Below are 22,499 nucleotides of genomic sequence, written 5' to 3' on the forward strand. Positions count from 1 at the left end.
CGCGCACCTCGCCGGCCAGCACCACCTGGTTGGTGGTGGTCAGCGTCTCCACCGCGACGCGCGCGTACGGGTCGTGCGACAGATAGAGGTCGACGATGGCGTCGGAGATCCGGTCGGCGACCTTGTCCGGATGGCCTTCGGACACGGACTCGCTGGTGAAGACGTAGTTCTGCTTGGCCACGGCAACCTCGGCTGTTTTACAGGGGCGAACTGGAGATCGGGGCCGCGCTGAACCTTTCCTGATCCTGGATCAACGGTTAGCCGATCGGTTGCGGTATTTGACAACATTTTACGACGGGGTCAAGCGACCTCCCGTCGGATCACACAAACAGCCGTGGTAAAGCGAAAGCGGGAGCGTACCGGGATACGCCCCCGCTTGTCCCATTCGTCCCGGTCGAAACGCTCTATTCCGCCGCCTCGAAGCTGCCGGCGTTGGCCACCGCCTTGGTCAGCTCGAACAGCCGCTTGCGCACCGAGGAGTCGTTGATGCGGTAGTAGGCGCGCACCAGCTCCAGCGTCTCGCGCTTGGCCATGGGGTCCGGCTCGTAGCCGCCCGTGGGCTTGTCCTCGGCGGCGTGCATCGTCTCGTCGTCGTCGGAGAAATCGACGCCGGCCGGCATGTCGTCGAAGAAGAACGACACCGGCACGTCGAGCACCCGGCTGAGGTCGAACAGGCGCGAGGCGCCGATGCGGTTGGCGCCGCGCTCGTACTTCTGCACCTGCTGGAAGGTGAGGCCGATGGCTTCGCCGAGCTTCTCCTGGCTCATGCCGAGAAGCGTACGGCGCAGCCGCACACGGGAGCCGACGTGTACATCGATGGGGTTCGGCTTCCCGGTCTTGGGGCGACCCGCGTTTCCACGACGCCCGCGCGCTGCTGTTTGCATACTAAATTCCCCGATAGCGTGTGAGTACTGTTGTATGTCATATCCACGTATGCAGTCAAGTGTGTCACTCGGACATTCGACCTGCGTGTGGGTTGAGTGGAAAGATAGTTCCGCTAGCGGGCACGGCGAGCAACCAGCGCCAGCGCGGCGGCCGCCAGGAGCAGTACCCCGAAGATCCAGTCGCCGAACCGGCCGTACGGCGTCGGGTCCGGCAGCGCCTTGGGCAGCGCCGCATCGACCACGCCGCGCACGCCGAGCGGCAGTTCCGCCGTCACCCTCCCGTAGGGATCCGCCACGCCGGAGATGCCGGTCTGCGCGCTGCGCACCAGCGGCATGCCCTCCTCCACCGCGCGCACCTGGGTGATGGCGAAGTGCTGGTGCGGCCCGGCCGTCTGCCCGTACCACGCGTCGTTGGTGAGGTTGAGCAGCCATTGCGGCCGGTCGGCCGGGTCGGTCACCGCGGCGGGGAAGATCGCCTCGTAGCAGATCAGCGGGCTGACCGGCGGCAAGCCGGCAAGGTGCAGCGTGCGCGGCCCCGGCCCGGCCGAGAACTCCGGCCCGCCGAGCATGGCGCCGAACGGCAGGTATTGGCGCAGCGGGGTGTACTCGCCGAACGGCACGAGGTGCGCCTTGTCGAAGCTGCCGCGCACCGCGCCGGAGCCGTCGATGGCGAGCAGGCTGTTGTAGTACCGGACCTCTCCAGCATCCGGGCCGGCCGCCTGCCGCACCGCGCGCGGCGCCCCGGTCAGCGTCATGCCGCCGGGCGGCGTCACCGCGGCCAGCGCGCCGCGGTTGGCGGCGTCGGTCTCGATGAAAAAGGGGATGGCGGTTTCCGGCCAGATCAGGTGCGTCACCGGCTCGCGCGCCGGAGAGGCGGAGAGCTCGAGGTGCGTCTCGAAGACCTTCAGGCGCTCCCCCGGTTGCCATTTGTAGCGCTGCTCGACCCCCGACTGGACGAGGCGCAGCCGCACGCCGGGGACGTTTTCGGTGGGCGCCCCGGCAAGGCGCAGCGCGCCCCAGCCGCCGATCCCGGCGAACAGCAGCAGCCCGGCGGCGAACGCCGCCCCGACGCGGCGCGACGGCTCCGCCGGGTCGGCGAAGGCGGCCGGCAGCGCCGCCACCAGCGTGGTCAGCAGGCTCAGCCCGTAGATGCCCAGGAGGGAGACGCTCTGCAGCACCGGCAGCCAGCCCACCCAGGCGTAGCCGACGAGGTTCCACGGGAAGCCGGTGAACAGGTGCCCGCGCAGCCACTCGAACGCCGCCCACACGACGGCGAAGCCGAGCGACCGCGCCAAGCCGCGCAGCGGCAGCCGCCACAGGACCAGCGTCGCCAGACCGGTGAACATCGCCAGCAGCACCGGCAGCCCGGCCGCCGACAGCGGCAGCGCCCACCAGAACTGCCCGATGTCGGTGAACAGCGCGAAGCTCACCCAGTACAGGCCGAAGAGGTGATGGCCGAAGCCGAACCACCAGCCGACCGCGAAGGCCTGCGTCTTCGTCGCCGCCCCGTCCAGCAGCCAGAGCAAGCCGGGGAAGGCGACCAGCAGCAGCGGCACCACATAGCCCGGCGGCAGCGCGAACGTGGCCAGCGCGCCGAGCAGCGCCGACGCGGCGTAGCGGCGCCATCCGGCAAGCGCCGCCAGGCGGCCGGCGGCGCGGGTGGTCAGACGGTCGGCGGGGATGGTGTCGGCAACGTGCACGGTCGGCGGTCCTTCGCGGTCTCCCGCCGTTAGATAGGCGGACGACCATGAGGGAACACGCGAATTCTGGCGACTATGCGTCCCGGCTGCCCTTCCGGGTGCGCTTGACCGCGTACATGGACTGGTCGGCCTTCTCGATCAGCGCGTCCATCTCCTCGCCGTCGTGCGGGAACACCGCCACGCCGACGCTGGCGTCGAGCGGCAGCGCGCGGTCCTCGAAGGCGAAGGGCTGGCGGATCTCCGCGGCGATGCGTTCGGCCTTGGAGGCGGCGCTGTCGCGGTCCTGCACGCCGTAGAGGATGACGCCGAACTCGTCGCCGCCGAGCCGCGCGGCGGTGTCCGACTGCCGCAGCGTGGCGCGGATGCGGGCCGCCGCCTCGCGGATGGCGGCGTCGCCGGCGCGGTGGCCGTGCTGGTCGTTGATCGCCTTCAGGCCGTCCATGTCGACGTTGAGGACGCCGATCAGCGAGGACTGCCGCCCGGCGAGCGCCAGATTCTGCCGCAGGCGGTCGTAGAACAGCGCACGGTTGGCCAGCCCGGTCAACGCGTCGTGCGTGGCGCGGTGGTAGAGTTCGCTGGTCTCATGCTGCACGGCGTTGAACATCGCCGCGGCGATCAGGCCGCTCATCAGCTCCAGCACGCGGATGTCGCGGTCGGTGAAGGCGGCCGGCACCGGCGAGGCGATCTTCAGCGCACCGACGGCCGAACCGTTGTGGACCAACGGCGCCACCACCATGGAGCGCAGCCCGACCCTGCGGCAGGCCTCGCGGTCGACCCGCGCATCGGCATCGGAATCATCGCAGCGCAGGATGGCGCCTTGCTCGACGCACAGGCCGGACAGGCTGCCTGCGCGCTTCAGCCGCAGCCCGAGCTGCCCGCCGGCCATGCCGGAAGCGGCGCGGTAGACCATGTCCTCGCCCTCGGCCAGCTCGACCATGGCGCCGGTGGCACCGGTCAGCGCCTGCACGCGCTCCGAGACGAAGCCCATGACGCCGCCGAGGTCGAGCCCGAAGCCGGCGATGGCCGTCTGCGTCCGGATGATCTCCATGAGGGCGGCGGGATCGAGGTTGGAATCGACGAGAGCGTCGGGCACAAAATCTCCTTTCCGCCGCTGCGTCCCAGCGGCGAGCACGGGCAACTCCGACCCTCGCGGTGTTTTTCTAAGATACCGAACGTTCGGTTATTGAGACGAGCGCGCGATAAAAGTCAACAGCCCCCATTTCATTAGGGTTTATTCATGATCGGAGAAGAACAAAGGCCCGGGATTAGCCCGGGCCTTTGCGTTGATCGGTGACCTGGTCGGCAAACGCTGTTGGCGCCGCGGTCAGCCCGTCGCCGCCAACTCGTTGATGTTGGCCGGCATGTTGCGCACGCGCAGGCGCTTGATGCGCCGCGGGTCCGCCTCGACGATCTCGAACTCCAGGCCGGAGGGATGCTTGAGCAGTTCCCCCCGCCCCGGCACCCGGCCGGCCAGCGACACCACGAGGCCGCCCAGCGTGTCGATGTCCTCGCGCTCCTCCTCGGTCAGCACCGGGCCGACGCGGGCCTCGAAGTCCTCGATGGAGATGCGGGCGTCGGCGATCAGCGAACCGTCCGGACGCTCGACCAGCCGCGGCTGCGCCGCCTCGTCGTGCTCATCCTCGATCTCGCCGACGATCTCCTCGACCAGATCCTCGATGGTGACGAGGCCGTCGATGCCGCCGAACTCGTCCACCACCAGCGCCATGTGCTGGCGCGTCTGGCGCATCTGCAGCAGCAGGTCGAGCACCGGCATGGAGGGGGCGACGATGGAGACGTCGCGCACGATGTCCTTCAGCTCCATCGCCTTCTGGCTGGCGACGCAGGCCAGCACGTCCTTGATGTGCACCATGCCGACGACGTCGTCGAGCGTCTCGCGGTACACCGGCAGGCGGGAGTGCGCCTCGTCGGACATGCGCTGGATGAGGGCGGGCAGCGGGGTGTCCACGTCGATGCCGACGATGTCGGCGCGGGGCACCATCACATCGACCACGGTGCGGTCGCGCAGCTTCAGGATGTTGGCGAGCAGCGTGCGCTCGCCGGCGCCCATGGAGCTTTCGCTCTCGTCGTCGTCTTCGATCAGCTCCTCGATGGTGTCGCGGAGCGTGTTGTCGCCACGGCCCCGGATCGCGGAGCGCAGCCACCCGCGAAACAGGTGGCCCAGCGAATGTTGGTCGTCGGCCCCGTCGTCACGGGGCATTCGACTGTCGGAAGTATCGGTCATCGTCCTGTCGTTGGCGGTTGTCGGAAGTCGGCCATCTATGAGGGTTCCGGGGACGGGCTGGTCGCGTAGGGATCCGGCACGCCGAGCGTACCCAGCACCTCAACCTCCAACCCTTCCATCTCCTCGGCTTCGGCGTCCACCTCGTGATCATACCCGAGCAGATGGAGAACGCCATGCACCACGAGGTGGCATAGGTGATTCGATAGAGTTTTCCCCTGTTCGGAGGATTCCCGCACCAGGGTCTCCCAGGCCAGCACCACGTCGCCCAGCATGATCGGCGCGTCCTCGGCGTCCGGGGTATCGGCCTCGGTCAGCGCGAAGGACAGCACGTTGGTCGGCTTGTCCTTGCCGCGGTAGTCGCGGTTCAGCGTCTGCACCAGCGCGTCGTCGGCGAGAACCACCGACAGCTCGGCCGGCCCGTCCGCCGGGTCCCACACGGCGTTCAGCGCGGCCAGCGCCGCGCGCTCGGCCAGCCACTCGGCGTCCTCCGGCCAGTCGCCGGCCTCGCGGGTAAGGGAAATATCGACTTGAATGACGTCACTCACGACCGCCCCTCCCCGTTGCCGCGCGTCCTGGCGGCGGCCTCGGCGCGGTCGTAGGCCTGGATGATGCGGCTGACCAGCGGATGCCGCACCACGTCGGCGTGGCTGAAGGTGACGAAGCGCACGCCGTCCACGCCCCTGAGGATCTCCAGCGCCTCGCGCAGGCCGGACTTGGTGCCGCTGGGCAGGTCGATCTGCGTGATGTCGCCGGTGATGACCATGCGCCCGCCCTCGCCCAGGCGGGTCAGGAACATCTTCATCTGCATGGGCGTGGTGTTCTGCGCCTCGTCCAGGATGACGAAGGCGTTGCCCAGCGTGCGGCCGCGCATGAAGGCGAGCGGCGCGATCTCGATCTCGCCCGACTCGATGCGCTTCTTCACCTGCTCGGCCGGCAGCATGTCGTGCAGCGCGTCGTACAGCGGGCGCAGGTAAGGATCGACCTTCTCCTTCAGGTCGCCGGGCAGGAAGCCCAGCCGTTCGCCGGCCTCGACGGCCGGGCGCGACAGGACGATGCGGTCGACCTGGCCGGAGATCATCATCGCCACCGCCTGCGCGACGGCCAGATAGGTCTTGCCGGTGCCCGCGGGCCCCAGCCCGAACACCATCTCGCTCTCGGCCAGCGCCTGCAGGTAGGTCGCCTGCATGGGCGAGCGCGGCGTGATGGCACCGCGCCGCCGCGTGCGCACCTGCACCTCGGGCCGCACCATGGAGGCGAGCGCCTGCCCGCGCGCCTCCGCGTCCTCCGGCACGGTGGCCATGCGGATGGCGGCGTCGACCTCGCCGGGGCCGACATCCAGGCCGTTGCGCAGCCGCTCGTACAGCGCCTTCAGCGCGGATTGCGCGGCCTCCGCCGCCTCGGCCGGGCCGGAGACGGTGAGCTGGTTGCCCCGCGAGATCAGCGACACGCCGAGTTGGCGCTCGACCCGCGCCAGATGCTCATCGTGCTGGCCGTAGAGCAACGGCAGCAGCCGGTTGTCCTCGAAACGCAGATCGACGCGATGATCAGGCGTGCCGTTCAAGCGGATACCCCCGCGGAGTGGCCCGTACGCGAGACGTACACACCCGTCTCGACCGTACCGGCAAGGCTGTTGGCGTACGCCGCCTCGATGCGGACGTCGGCGATGGTGCCGACCAGACGCTCCGACGCCTGCACGTACACCGACTGCATGTGCGGGCTGCGGCCCATCAGCTGGCCCGGCCGCTTGCCCGGCCGGTCGAACAGCACCGGCACGGTGCGGCCGACGAAGCCGGCGTTGAAGGCCGCCTGCTGCGCGTCGAGGAGCTGTTGGAGCGCGGCGAGGCGCTCGCTCTTCACCTCCTCGGGCACCTGCCTGGCTTCGGTCGAGGCCGGCGTGCCGGGGCGCGGGCTGTACTTGAAGGAGTACGCCTGGGCATACGTCACGTCGTTGACCAGCCGCAGCGTCTCGGCGAAGTCGGCGTCGCTCTCCCCAGGGAAGCCGACGATGAAGTCGCCGGACAGCGCGAGGTCCGGGTTGGCCGTGCGCAGCTTATCCACGATCGCGCGGTAGTGGTCGGCGGTGTGCTTGCGGTTCATCGCCGCCAGGATGCGGTCGGACCCGGCCTGCACCGGCAGATGCAGGTAGGGCATCAGCTGCGGCACCTCGGCGTGTGCGCGAATCAGGTCGTCCTGCAGGTCGCGCGGGTGCGAGGTGGTGTAGCGGATGCGCGCCAGCCCGTCGATCTCCGCCAACTCGCGGATCAGCCGGGCGAGGCTCCACGTCGAGCCGTCGGCGGCCTCGCCGTGGTAGGCGTTGACGTTCTGGCCCAGCAGGTTGATCTCGCGCGTTCCATTGGCGATCATGCGCTTCGCCTCGGCGAGCACCTGGAAGGCCGGGCGCGAGAACTCGGCGCCGCGGGTGTAGGGCACGACGCAGAAGGTGCAGAACTTGTCGCAGCCCTCCTGCACCGCCAGGAAGGCGGACACCCCCTGCCCGCCGGAATCCTCCGGCAGATGGTCGAACTTGGACTCCGCCGGGAAGTCCGTGTTGAGCACGGCGCCGGCGGCGCGGTGCGCCTTGGCCACCATCTCCGGCAGGGTGTGGTAGGTCTGCGGGCCGAAGACGATGTCGACGAAGGGAGCGCGGGCGACGATCTCCTCGCCCTCCGCCTGGGCGACGCAGCCGGCCACGGCGAGCACCATCCTGTCGCCCTGCCGCGCCTTCTCGTCCTTCATGTGGCGCAGCCGACCGAGTTCCGAGAACACCTTCTCGGCGGCCTTCTCGCGGATGTGGCAGGTGTTGAGGATCACCATGTCGGCGCCGTCCGGTTCGTCCGACGGCGTGTACCCGAGGGGAGCCAGCACGTCCGCCATCCGGGCGGAATCGTACACGTTCATCTGGCAGCCCCAGGTCTTGATGAAGAGCTTCTTACTCAACGCGCCCCTTCCGCGGAAATAGCGAAAAGCGCGCCGGGATCACCGCGGCGCGCGTCCTAGGGTCATATGGTATCGCAAGGGCGGAGAAGCGAGTCAACCGGCGGAGGCTTTATCCCCTCCCCCGCCTCACGCGCTGGCGGAGCCAGCGCTGTCGGCGTCAGGCGGATCGGAGATCCGCCGAGAGCCCGGGGGGAGGGTTAGGGTGGGGGTGCCGTCGAGGATCAGCGCGCCCTCCGCACTGGGACCCTCACCCGGAGCCTTCGGCTCCACCCTCTCCCGGGGCGGGAGAGGGTTGTCCCGCCCGCGCACCGCGCGCTCCACGCCATGCGCCACCGCCCGCTGGCAGTGCTCGGCAAGCGCCTTGCGGCTGGAGAAGGCGTCCAGGGTCACCGGCTCGTGGAAGTCCACCACCACCTCGATCCATCCGGCGCAGAACGCCTGCCAGAGGTGCGGGGCGAGGTCCATGTCGCCGTACCACGCGTAGAACGGCCGGAACGCGAAGCCCATCGGCAGCCCGTCGAGCCGCGTCGCCGTCACGCTGACCGGCTGCACCGTCACCGGCCGGCCGTCGATGCGCGTGCCGGCCACCGCGAACAGCGCCGTCTTGAACGGCAGCGTGCGGTTGCCGTCGCTGGACGTGCCCTCGGGGAACAGGATCAGCGTGTCGCCACCCTCCAGCCGCGCCTTCAGGTCGTCGCGCTGGCGCGCCGCGGTGCTGCGCGCCTTGCGCTCGATGAAGACGGTCTGCTGCAGCTTGGCCAGGAAGCCGAAGCCCGGCCAGCCCGCCACCTCGCTCTTGGCGACGAACGAGCCGCGGATCAGCGATCCCAGCACCGTGATGTCGAGGTAGGAGGAGTGGTTGGACACCACCAGCACCGGCCCCGGTTCGGCCGGCTCGCCGCGCACCACGATGTCGATGCCGACGATGCGGGCGCAGACGGCGTGATAGAAGTGCGGAATCACGAAGCGCATCGGCAGCTTCAACGCCATCACCAGCGCCTGCACAGGGGCCAGCAGCAGCGTCCAGCCCACATAGGCGATCAGGCGGAGGGCCCCAAGCACCGGAGACGTCATGGTGTGGCGCCCCGTATCGCGGTCAAGCGATCTGCGCATCGCGGCTGCGCCGCTCGTAGTGCTTGGAATACTTGTCGGTGATCAGGTCGGTCTTCACCACGATGCTGACGTCCGTGGTGTTGAACTGGTGGTCGATCACCGCGCCGTCGCCGACGTAACCGCCCAGGCGCAGGTAGCCCTTGATGAGCGGGGGCAGCTCGGCCAGCGCGCGCTTCACGTTGATCTGGTCCTGCGGCATCAGCGCCATGTCGACGCGCAGCCCCGGCAGCGCCACCGGGCGCAGCTCCGGCGGCGCCAGATGGTGGTGGTGCAGGTAGGACAGCGGCTCGGCCAGCGCCCGCGGGTCGGTGCCCGGCAGGCTGGCGCAGCCGAACATGATCTCGATGTCGTGGTGGAAGACGTAGGCGGCGATGCCGCGCCACAGCAGCTGCATCGAGCCGCGCGTGCGGTACGCCGCGTCGACGCAGGAGCGGCCCAGCTCCAGCACCTGTCCCGGGTAGGTGATGAACGGCGTGATGTCGTATTCGGCGCTGGAGTAGAAGCGGCCGGCCTTCTCGGCGGCCGGGCGGCGGATCAGGCGGTAGGTGCCGACCACCTTCTCCGGTCCCGTGCCGCGGGCGTGGTCGATGACCAGCAGGTGGTCGCACAGCGCGTCGAACTCGTCGAAGTCGCGCCGGCGCGCCGCCATCTCAGCGGACGGCACGGCGGCCATCTCCTCGTAGAAGACGCGGTAGCGCAGCGCCTGCGCGGCCTCGATCTCGACCGTCGACTCGGCCAGCCGGACCTCCAGCGAGCCCATGCGCAGCTCGTTCGAGCCGTCCTCGGTGCCCTGGTCCGTGCTGTGGTCAGACATGGTGGGATCGCGCCGCTCGCCAAGGGGACAGCCAAAGGGACAAGGGCGCCCCTGCCCCTCGGCCGGACACCCCCGTCCACAGGCATACCATGAAGCGGCGCCTGATGGTCAACCGCTGAGTATGGACGGGGGAAACCGACCCCTCCCGCAGACGCGACGGAACGCGCACCGGCGGCGCGCCGCGGACGGGCCGGCTGGTACCGGGCACCGCGAGGGCACCCGGACGACAGGAACGGAAAACCGCCTCAGGCGACGCTGCGGCGGGCGCGGGTGCCGAGGCCGATCTGCTTGGCCAGCGAGCTGCGCTGGCGGGCGTAGTTCGGGGCGACCATCGGGTAGTCGGCGGGCAGGCCCCAGCGCTCCCGGTACTCTTCCGGCGTCATGTTGTACGCGGTCTTCAGATGGCGCTTCAGCATCTTCAGCTTTTTGCCGTCTTCCAGACACACAATGTAATCCGGCGTAACCGACTTCTTGATCGGCACGGCCGGCTGCGGACGCTCCTCCACGGCCACAGGCTCGGTGCCGACGTTCGACAGGGACTTGTAGACCTGTTCGATCAGCACCGGAAGATCGGTCACGGCCACGGAATTGTTAGAGACGTGTGCGGCCACGATCTCCGTCGTCAGAGACAACAGCGCGTTGGAAGGGGATCCATTGCTCATGTAAGCTTGCTCCACGGCTTGGCGTTCTCCTCCCATATAAAGAGGTTCGCTGCGCTGTGCAATATCCGATCTTTTCCGTAAAGAGGAACCTGTGCAGGAACCAAAGACCGCCAATTACTTCCTCGACATCACGACCGAGGTCTGCCCGTTAACCTTCGTGCGCACCAAGATATTGGTCGAGCGCATGGCGGCGGGCGAGACCCTCGAAGTCCGTCTGAACGCGGGCGAACCCTTGGAGAACGTGCCGCGATCTCTGGCCGAACTCGGTCACGCGGTGCTCGCGGTGGAACCCGAAAACCGAGAGGATCTAAGCGGGCCGCACCGCCTGTGGGTGCGGAAACGTTAATTTCAATTTGGAAACGAATGGCGCAGGACCAGTGCAGCCACGCGTCCTTCCCGGCGTATGTAATACGCCGGGCGGCGGCCCACCTGGGCAAAGCCGCTCTGCGCGTACAGCATGCGCGCGGCGTCGTTGTCTTCGGCAACCTCCAGGAACAGCGCGGTGGCGCCGCGCCGCTCCACCTCGCCGCACACCGCCCGCACCAGCCGGCGGCCCAGCCCACCGCGCCGCGCCTGCGGCAGCACGCCGATGGTCAGGATCTCGGCGTCCTCGCCGACGACGCGGGCCAGCGCACAGCCGACCGGCGCGCCCACCTCGTCCACCGCCAGCAGGCCGAAGCTGCCCGGCTGGCCGAGCAGCGTCTCGACGAAGTCGGCCTCCCAGCGGTCGTCGGGAAAGCACAGCTGCTGCACGGCGGCCAGCACCCGCCCCTCCAGCACGCCGGCGGGCTGGATGCTGGGGGCATCGTCGGGCACGCCGCTCACGCCGCGCCCTTCGGCAGCGTCACGTCCGGCGGGCGCAGGTAGAGCGGCTGCGGCGGCAGCCCCTCGGCCCGTTCCGCGCCCAGCGCCGCCACCACCGCCGCGTCGGGCAGGCCCGGCCCGGCGGCGAAGGTGACGCCGTCCCGCCCCTCCAGCACCGGCCGCAGCAGCGGCACGCCGTCGCCGACCACCAGCAGCGGCCCGGCCGGCAGCCAGCCCGACACCGCGTCCGGCAGCAGCAGCGCCGGCTCGCCCAGCGGGTTCAGATCCGCGTCGAACAGCTGCAGGAAGGGCTCGGCCCGGCGTGAGTCGACGGCGGCCAGCACGGTGCGGCCGCGCCGCTCCGCCTCCGGCACGGCGTGGACCAGCGCCTCGAAGGTGGTCAGCCCGATCACCGGCAGCCCGGCCGCCAGCGCGAAGCCGCGCGCCGCCGCCAGCGAAATGCGCAGGCCGGTGAAGGCCCCCGGCCCGACCGTCACCGCGATGCGGTCGAGGTCGGCGAAGCCCAGCCCCGCATCCGCCAGCACCGCGTCGACCATCGGCACCAGCGCCTCCGCCTGACCGCGCGCCATCGGTTCGGCCCGGCGGGCGGTGATGCGCCCATCGTCCCACAGCGCCACGGAGCAACCCGACGTGGCGGTGTCCAGACCCAGAACCCTCATGCGTCCGTCGTCCCCGTGTTCCAGCCCAATGTCCCAGCGCCCCCACCATAGCGCGCCCGCTTCATCGCAACACTGTTGCATTCACGCATCAGGTCATCGCGCTGCGCGGGTGCGACGGGGAGCGGGCTTGTTCGCGGCCACCCGGTTGTGCCACACCACCGCGGTAGGCCGGCCTCGCGGCCGCCGCCGGGTTCATTGCAGCGATCATGACGTTCCGTCGCGCCGTCTTCACCGCCACCCTCGCCGTCTGGGCCCTGATCGCTCCGCCGGCCGGCCGTGCCGTGGCGGCGGAGGCCAGTGCGGTGGTGTTTGCCTACAACCGCTTCGGCGAGGACCAGTCGCCCGGCAGCAGCATCCGCATCGACCAGTTCGAGGCGCACCTCGACGAGTTGACCACCGGCGGCTACGCCGTGCTGCCGCTGCCGGCCATCCTCGACGCGCTGAAGACCGGCAAGCCGCTGCCCGACCGCGCCGTCGCCATCACGGTGGACGACGCGACGCGCTCCTTCTACACGCAGGCGTGGCCACGGCTGCGCGCCGCGAACCTTCCCTTCACGCTGTTCGTCGCCACCGACCCGGTCGACCGCAACGCCGGCACCCACATGACCTGGGGCGAGCTGCGCCAGCTGCAGGCCGCCGGGGTGACCATCGGCGGCCTCGGTGCCACGACGGAGACGCTGGTCGAGAACACGCCCGAGGAGGCGCGCGCCGAGCTGCGCCGCATGGCCGACCGCCTGAAGGCCGAGCTGGGCCGCGCGCCGGCGCTGTTCGCCTACCCCGAGGGCGAATTCTCGCGCGCCCTGCAGGGGCTGGCCGCCGAGCAGGGCTTCACCGCCGCCTTCGGCCAGCAGTCGGGCGTGCTGTACCCGCGCGCCGACCTGCGCGCCCTGCCGCGCTTCGTGATGAACGAGTCCTACGGCAGCGTCGACCGCTTCCGCCTGGCCGCCAACGCGCTGCCGCTGCCGGTGTCGGACCTGACGCCGGACGACCCGCTGCTGACCGTCAACCCGCCGCCGCTGGGCTTCACCGTGTCGGGCGAGGTCGGCGACCTGTCGCGCCTCGCCTGCTTCGCCGCCGGCCAGGGCCGCACCCGGCTGGAGCGCATCGAGGACCGCGTCGAGGTCCGGATATCGGACCCCTTCCCGCCCGGCCGCGCCCGCGTCAACTGCACCCTGCCCACCCCGGAGGGCCGCTGGCGCTGGTTCGGCGTGCAGTTCGTCATCCCCGACGACGACGAGTAGGCTTCACCCCCCCAAAAAAAGGGCCCGCACACCCTCTGCCGGTGGCGGGCCCTGCGAGTGACGGGCTGCCCGGCCGTTCTGGCCGTGCGGCTCCGTCGTGGTGAACCGTCATGCGCTGCGCAACCGGTCGAGGAAGCGCGCGGTCTCCGTCCGCAGGCCGTGCGTACGGCCGGCCACCGCGTCGGCCGTGCCGAGCACCGCCGCCGTGGCGCTCGCCGCACCGCCCACCGCAGCGCTGACCTCGTCGACGTCCGCCGACATTGCCCGCGCCCCAGTCGCCGCCTGCGTCACCATGCGGGTAATCTCCCGCGTCGTGGCGTCCTGCTCGTGCACCGCGCCGGCGATGGCCGCGGCGATGCGGTCGATCTCGCCGATGCGCTCGCCGATCGAGCGGATGGCCTGCACCGTGTCGCCGGTCGCCGCCTGGATGGCACCGATCTGCTGGGTGATGTCCTCGGTCGCCCGCGCCGTCTGGTTGGCCAAGCTCTTCACCTCGTTGGCCACCACGGCGAAGCCCTTGCCCATCTCGCCGGCCCGCGCCGCCTCGATGGTCGCGTTCAAGGCCAGCAGGTTGGTCTGCGACGCGATGGAGTTGATCAGTTCCACCACCTCGCCGATGCGGTGCGCCGCCTCGGCCAGGCCGGCGACCTTGCGATCGGTGCTGCCGGCCTCGGCGACCGCGGCGGTCGCCATCTGGGCGGAGCGCGCCACCTCGCCGCTGATCGCCGCGATGGAGTGGGCGAGCTGCTCGGCCGCCGCCGCCGCCGACTGCACGTTGGCCGCCGTCTCGCCGGACACCGCCGCCACCGCCGCCACGCGGCCGCCGGCGCCCTGCACCACCTCGGCCACCTCCTTGGCGCGGCTGCGCAGAGCCACGGTGTTCTCGTCCAGGTCGACCACCAGCCCCTCCAGGCTGGACTGGAAGGCGTTCGCCGCCTCGACCAGCGCGGCGTGGCGCTCGGCCTGCGCGGCGGCTTCGGCGCGGACGCGCTCGGCCGACTCGTGCTCGGCGCGCCCGGCGGCCGTGCGGGCCTCGGCCAGCGCGGCGGCGGCGCGGACGAAGGCCTGCTCCAGGCGGACGGTCAGCCACACCAGCACGCCGCACTCCGCCACCACCACCGCGGCGTGCAGCAGCACGCGCAGGACGCTGGCGCCGTCCGGGAACACCGCGTAGGGGAAGACGAAGTTCAGCACCAGGTGGTGCGCCGCCGTGGCCGCCGCGGCGACCAGGATGGTCCGCCAGCAGCAGTAGGCGGCCAGCATGGCGAACACCGCGAAATAGTACATGTGCAGGTCGATCTGCCATGGCCCGGCGGCGCGGTAGACCAGCAGCGACACCATGCCGACCGCCGCCACGGCGATCACCGTGCGGCTGGTCAGCCCCTCCGCATCGGCGCGCCACGCCGCGGTGGCGGCGAGCGCCAGCAGCAGAGCGCCCAGTTCCGCCCCCCAGCCGAGGGTGCCGTTGATCCAGCCGGTCAGCGCGACCAGCGGGATGTGCGCCCACAGCGCCGCCACGAAGAGCCCGCTGGCCCAGCGCCGCAACGAGTCGAGGTCGTCGTTGCTCATGAGGTTGCCTCCCCAGTCGTGGGCCGCGCGCGGGGCAGCCGGCGCCCGTTGCCGAGGCAGCCGGAGGCACCCTCGGCGTTCAGCACCAGCCACGCGCCGGCCTCGTACAGCCGGCCCGCGAAGCCCGTTTGTTCGGAAAAGACGATCCACAGGCCGGCGACGCCGCCCGCGGTCACCAGCCGCCCGTCGGCGGCGGCGATGCGCCCGACGGCCTCACCCGGCGCCACGCCCGGCGGGAACCACGCGGCGACCATGCCGGCCCCCTCCGGCGGTGCCAGCTGCAGGGCCAGCACCGCCCCCAGCGAGCCCGCCAGCAGCAGGGCCGCCGGCCACAGGGTGTTCCGTTTCGCAGACGATGCTCCCATCCGGCGACCCTCCGCCCGGGAACCGCGCCGACACGCGCCGAAAGACCCTCTTAGATTAGGCTTATCTGGTTAAAAGAGAGTGCGACACAGGGTCTGCGCCGAAGGGCGCAGGCGCGGGGCCGCCCTGCGGCGCACGCAACGGAAAAGGGCCCGGCGCGGCGGCGGCGGGCCCTTCGTTTGCATGCGGCCTGGGGCCGGGGTCAGCGCAGCGCGCGGACCTCCTGCACCTCGGGGATGTAGTGGCGCAGCATGTTCTCGATGCCGGCCTTCAGCGTGGCGGTCGAACTGGGGCAGCCCGAGCAGGCGCCCTTCATGTGCAGGTAGACCACGCCCTTCTCGAAGCCGTGGAAGGTGATGTCGCCGCCGTCCTGCGCCACCGCCGGGCGGACGCGGGTGTCGAGCAGCTCCTTGATCTGCTGCACAATCTCGTCGTCGTCCTCGTGGATGGCGTTGTCGTCGGCGTGCTCGCTGAGCAGCACCGGCCGGTTGGCGGTGAAATGCTCCATGATGACGCCGAGGATCGACGGCTTCAGCAGGAACCAGTCCTTGGCGCCGGTCTTGGTGATGGTGATGAAGTCGGCGCCGAGGAACACGCCCTCGATCCCGTCGATCTCGAACAGCTTCTGCGCCAGCGGCGAGCGCGCGGCGTCCTCGCGGCTGGTGAAGTCGGCGGTGCCGCGGCCGAGCACGTCGCGCCCCGGCAGGAACTTGAGGGTGGCCGGATTGGGGGTCTGCTCGGTCTGAATGAACATGGCTCGGGTCCTTGGGCACGGGCCGCGCGGGCGATGACTGGCGGCGTGTGCGAAACTTGGGCAGAATCGGCCGCCAGATCAAGCACCTTGTCGGTGTGGTTATTCGGAATGGTGTATTCCGGGCGGGCAAACAATGGGGCGGCGTTGACCCCGCCGCCGGCCCTCCGTAGCCTCACGCCCGCTTCCTGGAAGGCCTGCCGATGACCGTACCCGCTTCCCGCCCCGCCCCCTACGCCCTCCCTCTCGCCGCTTTCGCCGGAGGCTGGGCGCTGATGATGCTGGAGATCCTCGGCGGGCGGCTGATGGCGCCGCAATACGGCTATTCCGTCTACCAATGGGGGGCGGTGATCGGCGTGGTGCTCGGCTTCATGGCGGCGGGCTACTGGAAAGGCGGCTCGGTCGGCGACGGGCCGGACGCGATCCCGGTGCTGCGCGGCGTGCTGCTGGTCGCGGCGGCGTGGGCGGCGCTGACGCCGTGGCTCGGCCCGGCGGCGCTGGAGCGCACAGCGCCGGCCGACCCGCAGGTGGGGTCGCTGGCCGGGGCGGCGCTGCTGCTCGGCGTGCCGTCCTTCGCGCTGGCCATGGTGTCGCCGATCTGCGCCGGCCGCATCGCCGCGGCGGGGCGCGCCTCGGCGGCCGGGCGGATCTACGCGGTGGGGACGCTGGGCAGCATCGGCGGCACCTTCTTCGCCGCCTTCTTCGCCATCCCGACCATCGGCGTGTCGGCCGGCTACGCCGTGGCGGCGGCGGTCCTGGCGGCGGCCTGCGCGCTTGTCCCCGGCGGGCGTACGTACGCCGCGGGCGCGCTGGTCCTGGCGTTGGGAGCCCTGGGCGCCGTCCACAACGAGGGCCGCGGCTTCGCGCTCTACCGCGAGACGCCGCACAACACCATCTGGGTGCGCGAGACCGCCGAGGAGGTCCGCCTGCACCTCAACCTGCTGTGGGCCACGCAGTCGCGGTTGCGCAAGGACGGCGGGCCGACCGGGCTGTACTACGACGTCTTCCCGGCCGGGCCGGCGCTGGCGGACGGCGCACGCACGCTGGTGCTCGGCGTGGCCGGCGGGGTCGGTCCGATGAACATCCGCCGCGCCTGGCCGGAGTCCGACGTGCTGGGCGTCGAGCTGGACCCGGCGGTGGTCGCGGTGGCGCGGGAAAAGTTCGGCCTGCGCGGCGTGCGCGTCGCGGTCTCCGACGCCCGCCGCTTCGTCGCGGCCGATCCGGAGAAGCACGACCTGATCGTCGTCGACCTCTACAACGGCGCCACCATCCCGTTCTTCACCGCGACCCGCGAGTTCTTCGCGCTGCTGGAGCGGAAACTGGACCGTGGCGGCGTGGTGATGATGAACGTCGCCTCGCCGGCCGACCACGACATCCTGATCGGCCCGCTGGCGGCGACGCTGAAGGCGGCGTTCCCCTCGGTGTTCGTGTCCGACGTCGGCGGCGGCAACTACTTCCTGATCGCCACCAGGGAGGAGCGCACGACGGCCGAGCTGCTGGCCCGCCTCGACCGCGCGCCCCCGGCCGCCCAGGACGCCGCCCGCCGGCTGGCGTGGTCGCTCGCCCCCGCCGACACCGCCGGGCAGCCGGTGCTGACCGACGACAAGAGCGACATCGACCTGCGCAGCATCATCGCGCTTTATGGCGAATGATCAGGTGATCGCGTCCAGCTGCTCGTTCGACAGGCCGCCGGGCACCACGGTCACCGGGATCTGCAGCTTCACCACGCCGCGCCCGGTGAAGTGGGTGATCAGCGGGCCCGGCCCCTCCGGCCCGGTGCTGGCGGCCAGCACCAGGATGGAGATGCGCGGCTCCTCCTGGATCAGCGCGGTCAGCTGGTCGCGCGGGTCGCCCTCGCGGATGTAGAGGATCGGCAGCGTGCCGCCGGTCAGGCCGTTGACCTCGCGCGCCAGTTTCTGGAGCTTCTGCTCCGCCTCGCTGCGCTGCTCCTCGCGCATCAGGTTCTCGACCGCCAGCCAGGACTGCGCCTCGGTCGGCTCCATCACGGTCAGCAACGCCACCCGCCCGCCGGACTTCTTCGCCCGCAGGCAGGCGTAGCGCAGCGCCACCTTCAGCTCGGGGCTGTCGTCCACGACGACCAGGAAGATGCGCTGATGCTCGGGGGAAGGAGCGGAAACGGTCGGTTCGGTCATCACACCCTCCGGAAGACGGTGCCGGCCAGCCAGCCGGCCAGCAGTGCACCCAGCGCCGCCGCCAGGCCGTAGCTGAACGGCTGGCTGCGGGCGAATTCGAACACTTCGGCGCTGAAGCCCACCTTCGACACCACCAGCGGCGTGGTCTGCGCGCTCAGCACGTCGCCGTCGCGGATCAGGAAGACTTCCACGTTGTACAGCCCGGTCGGCACGTTGGCCGGGAAATAGATGTTTGTTCGGAACAGCCGCGCGCCCAGGAAGCTCACCTGCCCGTGCGTCACGCCGTACAGCCCGCCGCGCTGCTTGGTGCGGATCAGCGCCGCGCGGTAGTCGGCCAGCGTGCCCGCCGTCGCCGGCTCCTTCGGCTCCATGCGCAGGTGCTCCAGCCCGATCTGGTGGCGCTCCAGGATCGGGGTGCGGACGAACTGCTCCAGCGGCCGGTTGGTGGCGACCACGTAATAGCTCGGCACCTGGTCGAAGATCACCTTGTCGCGGTTCACCCAGATGCCGGCGACGCGCGACTTGCGGCGCACCGTCGCCGTGGTGCGCGGCCCGGTCACCACCACGGCCACGTCGGCCGGCCCGTCGGTGGAGCCGAACAGCACCACCTCGGTCCCGGTGAAGCCGGTGGTGATGGCGATCAGGTGGCTGGACAGGTCGGCGACCAGCTGCTGCGCCCGGGCGCCCGCCGAGGTAACGATCGCCAGCGCGACCGCCAGCGCCGCCCCGACCAGGGCCGACAGCGCGATGAGTCCGTGGCGTCGCGTCATCCGGGGATCCCGGTGATGACGGAGAACAGGTCCTCCGGCCGCGCGACCAGATCCCAGGCCAGCCGCAGGGCGACCGAGACGACGATCAGCCCCAGCAGCGTGCGCGCCACCTCGCCGCGGATCTTCGAACCGGCGCGGGTGCCGAACTGCGCCCCGACCACGCCGCCGACCAGCAGCAGGAAGGCCAGCATGACGTCCACCGTCTGGTTGGTGGAGGCCTGCAGCAGCGTGGTGACGGCCGTCACGAAGATGATCTGGAACAGCGAGGTGCCGGCCACCAGCGCCACCGGCATGTTCAGCAGGTAGATCATGGCGGGCACCAGCAGGAAGCCGCCACCGATGCCCATGATCGCCACCAGCACGCCGCCGACCGCGCCGATGCCCGCCGGCAGCAGGGCGGAGATGTACAGCTTCGACCTCTGGAAGCGCATCTTCAGCGGCAGGCCGTGCAGCCAGATGTGGTGGTGCAGCTTGCCGCGGGCGAGCTGCGGGCTGCGCCGCCGGATCAGCGCGCGCACGCTCTCCACCAGCATCAGCGAGCCGATGGTGCCCAGCAGCAGGACGTAGGTCAGCGAGATGGTCAGGTCGATCTGCCCCAGCCGCTGCAGCCGTCCGAAGATCCAGACGCCCAGCGTGGTGCCGACCAGGCCGCCGACCAGCATGACGACGCCCATCTTGACGTCGACGTTGTTGCGCCGCCAGTGCGCCAGCACGCCCGACACGCTGGCGGCGATCAGCTGGTTGGCCTGGGTGCCCACCGCGACGGCCGGCGGCACGCCGAGGAAGATCAGCAGCGGCGTCATCAGGAACCCGCCGCCGACGCCGAACAGCCCGGACAGAAAGCCGACCACGGCGCCCAGCAGCAGGATCACCAGGGCGTCGACCGACATCTCGGCGATGGGCAGATAGACTTGCATGGGGAATCCTAACCCATGCGGGGGTTCGGAGAAAGCCCTCCCCCAGCGGAGCTGGGGGAGGGCTCAACCTTACACCACGCCCTTCACCAGATCCTTCAGCGACACCTCCGGCCGGGCGCCGACGTGGCTGATGACCTCGGCGGCGGCGATGGCGCCCAGGCGGCCGCACGCCGCGGGCGAGAGACCGCGCGTGTAGCCGAACAGGAAGCCCGAGGCGTACAGGTCGCCGGCGCCGGTGGTGTCCACCACCTTGGAGACCGGCTCGGCCTTCACCTCGACCGTCTCGCCGCCGGAGACGATCACCGCGCCCTTCTCCGAACGGGTCAGCGCCGCCACCTTGCCCAGCTTCTTGACCGCCGCCAGCGCGTCCTCGAAGCGGTCGGTGCCGTACAGCGCGCCGATCTCGTGCTCGTTGGCGAACAGGATGTCGACGTGCTTCTCCACCAGATCGGCGAACTCCGCATGGTGGCGATGGACGCAGAAGCTGTCGGACAGCGACAGCGACACCTTGCGGCCCGCGGCGTGGGCGATCTCGGCGGCCTTGCGGAAGGCCTCCTTGGCGCGCGGCGGATCCCACAGGTAGCCCTCCAGGTAGGTCACCTGCGAGCCGCGGATGAGAGTCTCGTCGATGTCCTCCGGCCCCAGCTCGACGCAGGCGCCGAGATAGGTGTTCATCGAGCGCTGGGCGTCCGGCGTCACCAGGATCAGGCAGCGCGCGGTGGGAGCGCCCCCCTTCAGCGGCTGGGTGGTGAAGCGCACGCCCGACGCCCGGATGTCGTGCGCGAACACGGTGCCCAGCTGGTCGTCGGCGACCTTGCCGATGTAGGCTCCCTTGCCGCCCAGCGCGGCGAAGCCGGCCATGGTGTTGCCGGCCGAGCCGCCGGAGACCTCGACGCCCGGGCCCATGCGGCCGTACAGCTCCTCGGCGCGGGCGGTGTCGATCAGGGTCATGGCGCCCTTCTCGATGGCGTTGGCGGCGAGGAAGGCGTCGTCGGCATGGGCGATCACGTCGACGATGGCGTTGCCGATGCCGGTGACGTCGAATTCGGCCGAGGCCATGGGGGCTCCTGTGCGTGTTGGACGGTGGAAAAGCGGCCGCGAGTATAGCCGCGCCGCGCGCCCCCACAACCCCCGCCTTGCCCCGGCCCGGCTGCGCGGTTAGAAGTCCAGGCGTCCCCCCGCCCCCAGCGTCCGCTTTGAGGTGTCCATGCTGCGCGCCCTCCTGCTCGGTTTCGGCCAGTTGTTGGACCCCGCCTCGCGCCGCGTGGTGTGGATCAGCGTGCTGGGCGCGGTGCTGTCCTTCGCGGCGCTGCTGGGCGTCGTCGAGTGGGCGCTGACCAGCACCGCGCTGACCAGCTGGTCGTGGGTTGACACCACCATCGACGTGCTGGGCGGCGTGCTGGTGGTGGGGCTGGCGTGGCTGCTGTTCCCGGCGGTGGTGGCGACGCTGGCCAGCTTCCTGCTGGAACAGGTGGTGCGCGCGGTGGAGCGCCGGCACTACCCGCACCTGGGCGAGCCGCTGAAGGCCAGCGTGGCGGCCGAGGTCGGCACCGCGCTGCGCTTCCTGGCCGTGGTGGTGGCGGTGAACCTGGTGGCGCTGCCGCTCTACCTGACGGTGCCGGGCATCAACCTGGTGGTCTACTATGTGGTCAACGGCTACCTGCTGGGGCGGGAGTATTTCGAGATGATCGCCAATCGCCGCCTGCCCCGTCCGGACGCCGCGCTGCTGCGCAAGAGCCGGCCCTTGAAACCTTTTTTGGCCGGCGTGGCGATCGCCTTCCTGTCCACCGTGCCGCTGCTGAACCTTTTCGCGCCGGTGATCGCCAGCGCCTTCATGGTGCACGTGTTCCAGTCCATGAATGGCCCCTTGCGGGCGGCGGGACGCGCATGATACGCCGCTGGATTGACCGACCTTGATCTGACTGACCTGGGGACCAGACGTCATGCTGTTCGGACGAAAGACTCCGCCGACCGCGAACCCGAAGCCCGCCGACGCCGAGCCCGCACCGGCCGCGGCGCCCGAGGCCCCGGTGCCCGCGTCGCCGCAGGTACAGCCGGTCCCCGGCCTGTCGGCGCCCGCCGAACCGGCGCCGGTCCTCCCGCCCGCCGCCCCCATTTCCGCGACGCCCCCTGCGGCCATGCCGTTGCGTTCGCCGTTCTCCGACAAGGGACCCGAGATGAACACCACCCCGCCGAAGCCGCCCGCCGGTCCTTTGAACGCCGGCCCGACCAGCCCCGCCTCCTCCTTCAAGCCGAGCGACATTCCGCGCCGCACGGTGGACCTGCCGGGGGCGGCCGCGCGCAAGCCGGACGGCTACGCCATCCCGACCCCGCCGGCCGCCGCCGTGCCCCCGCCGCCCGTCCCGGCGCCGACCCCGGCCGTCGAGCAGCGCCGCCTGATCGTCGGCCGCGATATCTCGCTGTCGGGCGAGATCGGCTCGTGCGACGTGCTGGTGGTGGAAGGCACGGTGGAGGCCAAGCTGCGCGACGGCCGCTCCATCGAGATCACCGAGAACGGCCTGTTCAAGGGTTCGGTGGAGATCGACGAGGCCGACATCGGCGGCCGCTTCGAGGGCGACATCACGGTGCGCGGCCGCCTGACCGTGCGCTCGACCGGCAAGATCACCGGCGCCATCAAGTACGGCGAGTTGATGGTGGAGGCCGGCGGCCAGCTGATGGGCGACGTCCAGGTCGTCTCCGCCGCCAAGCCCGCCGCCCCCGCGCCGGTCGCCGTGCAGCCGCTCCCCTCCTTCGCCCCGGTGGGCGGCGAGTAAGGACCGGCCGGTTCCGACAGGAAGGCGGGGAGCGGACGCTTCCCGCCTTTTTTGTGTCAGGGCGTTTAAGCGTGTTTAAACGCCGGTGCGGAGCTTCTCTTGACCGTCATCCCTGCGAAGGCGGG

Annotated in this window: 25 protein-coding genes; 5 read left to right on the plus strand and 20 right to left on the minus strand. The window is 70.7% G+C overall.

Going from position 1 to position 22,499, the window contains the following annotated elements:
• The 11 genes from TSO221_RS23915 to TSO221_RS23965 all read right to left on the minus strand — a co-directional run.
• Positions 1-181 (minus strand): S-adenosylmethionine synthetase N-terminal domain-containing protein (locus TSO221_RS23915; RefSeq protein ID WP_247877895.1); only part of this gene is annotated, 181 nt, incomplete at its 3' end.
• Between the two features lie 223 nt (positions 182-404).
• A complete protein-coding gene (locus TSO221_RS23920) occupies positions 405-884 on the minus strand; it encodes a helix-turn-helix domain-containing protein (protein WP_109121027.1) in 480 nt (159 codons plus the stop codon).
• Between the two features lie 113 nt (positions 885-997).
• On the minus strand, positions 998-2,584 hold the full coding sequence (gene lnt, locus TSO221_RS23925; protein WP_109121028.1) for an apolipoprotein N-acyltransferase: 1,587 nt from the start codon (positions 2,582-2,584) through the stop codon (positions 998-1,000).
• 73 nt (positions 2,585-2,657) lie between these two features.
• Entirely contained in the window at positions 2,658-3,677 is a 1,020-nt protein-coding gene (locus TSO221_RS23930) for a sensor domain-containing diguanylate cyclase (protein WP_247878215.1), read from the minus strand.
• Positions 3,678-3,908: 231 nt separating this feature from the next.
• Positions 3,909-4,826 carry a hemolysin family protein gene (locus TSO221_RS23935; protein ID WP_109121029.1) on the minus strand — a complete coding sequence of 306 codons (918 nt, stop codon included), beginning with the start codon at positions 4,824-4,826 and terminating at the stop codon, positions 3,909-3,911.
• 35 nt (positions 4,827-4,861) lie between these two features.
• Positions 4,862-5,299 carry an rRNA maturation RNase YbeY gene (gene ybeY, locus TSO221_RS23940; RefSeq protein ID WP_247878219.1) on the minus strand — a complete coding sequence of 146 codons (438 nt, stop codon included), beginning with the start codon at positions 5,297-5,299 and terminating at the stop codon, positions 4,862-4,864.
• A gap of 68 nt (positions 5,300-5,367) precedes the next feature.
• Positions 5,368-6,387 (minus strand): PhoH family protein, encoded by a 1,020-nt coding sequence (locus TSO221_RS23945; protein ID WP_109121030.1) that lies wholly within the window; start codon positions 6,385-6,387, stop codon positions 5,368-5,370.
• The gene (gene miaB, locus TSO221_RS23950) at positions 6,384-7,763 is read right to left on the minus strand and encodes a tRNA (N6-isopentenyl adenosine(37)-C2)-methylthiotransferase MiaB (protein WP_109121031.1); all 1,380 of its coding nucleotides are present in this window, start codon (positions 7,761-7,763) and stop codon (positions 6,384-6,386) included. The genes TSO221_RS23945 and miaB overlap by 4 nt, the downstream gene beginning before the upstream one ends.
• A gap of 126 nt (positions 7,764-7,889) precedes the next feature.
• Positions 7,890-8,825 carry a lysophospholipid acyltransferase family protein gene (locus tag TSO221_RS23955; protein ID WP_247878216.1) on the minus strand — a complete coding sequence of 312 codons (936 nt, stop codon included), beginning with the start codon at positions 8,823-8,825 and terminating at the stop codon, positions 7,890-7,892.
• A 34-nt stretch (positions 8,826-8,859) separates the two neighbouring features.
• On the minus strand, positions 8,860-9,690 hold the full coding sequence (locus TSO221_RS23960) for a GNAT family N-acyltransferase (protein WP_109121033.1): 831 nt from the start codon (positions 9,688-9,690) through the stop codon (positions 8,860-8,862).
• Positions 9,691-9,935: 245 nt separating this feature from the next.
• Positions 9,936-10,352, minus strand: a complete 417-nt coding sequence (locus TSO221_RS23965; RefSeq protein ID WP_109121034.1) for a MucR family transcriptional regulator — start codon at positions 10,350-10,352, stop codon at positions 9,936-9,938.
• Positions 10,353-10,443: 91 nt separating this feature from the next.
• Between TSO221_RS23965 and TSO221_RS23970 the strand changes: the two genes are divergently transcribed.
• Complete coding sequence (locus TSO221_RS23970; protein WP_109121035.1) at positions 10,444-10,698, plus strand: sulfurtransferase TusA family protein; 255 nt, start codon at positions 10,444-10,446, stop codon at positions 10,696-10,698.
• Between the two features lie 2 nt (positions 10,699-10,700).
• On the opposite strand, the gene TSO221_RS23975 is transcribed toward TSO221_RS23970, so the two are convergent.
• Both TSO221_RS23975 and tsaB read right to left on the minus strand, forming a co-directional pair.
• Entirely contained in the window at positions 10,701-11,177 is a 477-nt protein-coding gene (locus TSO221_RS23975; protein WP_247878217.1) for a GNAT family N-acetyltransferase, read from the minus strand.
• Positions 11,174-11,836 (minus strand): tRNA (adenosine(37)-N6)-threonylcarbamoyltransferase complex dimerization subunit type 1 TsaB, encoded by a 663-nt coding sequence (gene tsaB / locus TSO221_RS23980; RefSeq protein ID WP_109121036.1) that lies wholly within the window; start codon positions 11,834-11,836, stop codon positions 11,174-11,176. Before tsaB ends, TSO221_RS23975 begins: the two co-directional genes overlap by 4 nt.
• A 206-nt stretch (positions 11,837-12,042) precedes the next feature.
• On the opposite strand from tsaB, the gene TSO221_RS23985 reads away from it, so the two are divergent.
• A complete protein-coding gene (locus TSO221_RS23985) occupies positions 12,043-13,077 on the plus strand; it encodes a polysaccharide deacetylase family protein (RefSeq protein WP_109121037.1) in 1,035 nt (344 codons plus the stop codon).
• A gap of 108 nt (positions 13,078-13,185) precedes the next feature.
• Here the strand turns inward: TSO221_RS23985 and TSO221_RS36870 are convergent, their stop codons facing one another.
• The 3 genes from TSO221_RS36870 to TSO221_RS24000 all read right to left on the minus strand — a co-directional run bounded on the left by TSO221_RS36870 (position 13,186) and on the right by TSO221_RS24000 (position 15,763).
• Positions 13,186-14,646, minus strand: coding sequence for a methyl-accepting chemotaxis protein (locus TSO221_RS36870; RefSeq protein ID WP_109121038.1), 1,461 nt, complete (start codon positions 14,644-14,646; stop codon positions 13,186-13,188).
• Positions 14,643-15,011: a hypothetical protein gene (locus tag TSO221_RS23995; RefSeq protein ID WP_109121039.1), complete on the minus strand. Its 369-nt coding sequence runs from the start codon at positions 15,009-15,011 to the stop codon at positions 14,643-14,645. The genes TSO221_RS36870 and TSO221_RS23995 overlap by 4 nt, the downstream gene beginning before the upstream one ends.
• A 200-nt stretch (positions 15,012-15,211) precedes the next feature.
• On the minus strand, positions 15,212-15,763 hold the full coding sequence (locus TSO221_RS24000) for a NifU family protein (RefSeq protein WP_109121040.1): 552 nt from the start codon (positions 15,761-15,763) through the stop codon (positions 15,212-15,214).
• A gap of 200 nt (positions 15,764-15,963) precedes the next feature.
• Here TSO221_RS24000 and TSO221_RS24005 point away from each other — a divergent pair, with 200 nt between their 5' ends.
• Positions 15,964-17,412 (plus strand): fused MFS/spermidine synthase, encoded by a 1,449-nt coding sequence (locus TSO221_RS24005; RefSeq protein ID WP_146208897.1) that lies wholly within the window; start codon positions 15,964-15,966, stop codon positions 17,410-17,412.
• Here the strand turns inward: TSO221_RS24005 and TSO221_RS24010 are convergent, their stop codons facing one another.
• The 4 genes from TSO221_RS24010 to TSO221_RS24025 all read right to left on the minus strand — a co-directional run bounded on the left by TSO221_RS24010 (position 17,413) and on the right by TSO221_RS24025 (position 20,659).
• Positions 17,413-17,913, minus strand: coding sequence for a universal stress protein (locus TSO221_RS24010; RefSeq protein WP_109121042.1), 501 nt, complete (start codon positions 17,911-17,913; stop codon positions 17,413-17,415).
• Positions 17,913-18,683 (minus strand): TIGR02186 family protein, encoded by a 771-nt coding sequence (locus TSO221_RS24015; protein ID WP_109121043.1) that lies wholly within the window; start codon positions 18,681-18,683, stop codon positions 17,913-17,915. The genes TSO221_RS24010 and TSO221_RS24015 overlap by 1 nt, the downstream gene beginning before the upstream one ends.
• Positions 18,680-19,600: a sulfite exporter TauE/SafE family protein gene (locus TSO221_RS24020; RefSeq protein WP_109121044.1), complete on the minus strand. Its 921-nt coding sequence runs from the start codon at positions 19,598-19,600 to the stop codon at positions 18,680-18,682. The genes TSO221_RS24015 and TSO221_RS24020 overlap by 4 nt, the downstream gene beginning before the upstream one ends.
• A 69-nt stretch (positions 19,601-19,669) precedes the next feature.
• Positions 19,670-20,659 (minus strand): adenosine kinase, encoded by a 990-nt coding sequence (locus TSO221_RS24025; protein ID WP_109121045.1) that lies wholly within the window; start codon positions 20,657-20,659, stop codon positions 19,670-19,672.
• Positions 20,660-20,807: 148 nt separating this feature from the next.
• Between TSO221_RS24025 and TSO221_RS24030 the strand changes: the two genes are divergently transcribed.
• A complete protein-coding gene (locus tag TSO221_RS24030; protein ID WP_109121046.1) occupies positions 20,808-21,491 on the plus strand; it encodes an EI24 domain-containing protein in 684 nt (227 codons plus the stop codon).
• Between the two features lie 52 nt (positions 21,492-21,543).
• Positions 21,544-22,374: a polymer-forming cytoskeletal protein gene (locus TSO221_RS36070; RefSeq protein WP_199229602.1), complete on the plus strand. Its 831-nt coding sequence runs from the start codon at positions 21,544-21,546 to the stop codon at positions 22,372-22,374.
• Positions 22,375-22,499: the final 125 nt, after the last annotated feature.

Origin of the sequence: Azospirillum sp. TSO22-1 (genome assembly GCF_003116015.1) — a bacterium.
GTDB lineage: Bacteria > Pseudomonadota > Alphaproteobacteria > Azospirillales > Azospirillaceae > Azospirillum.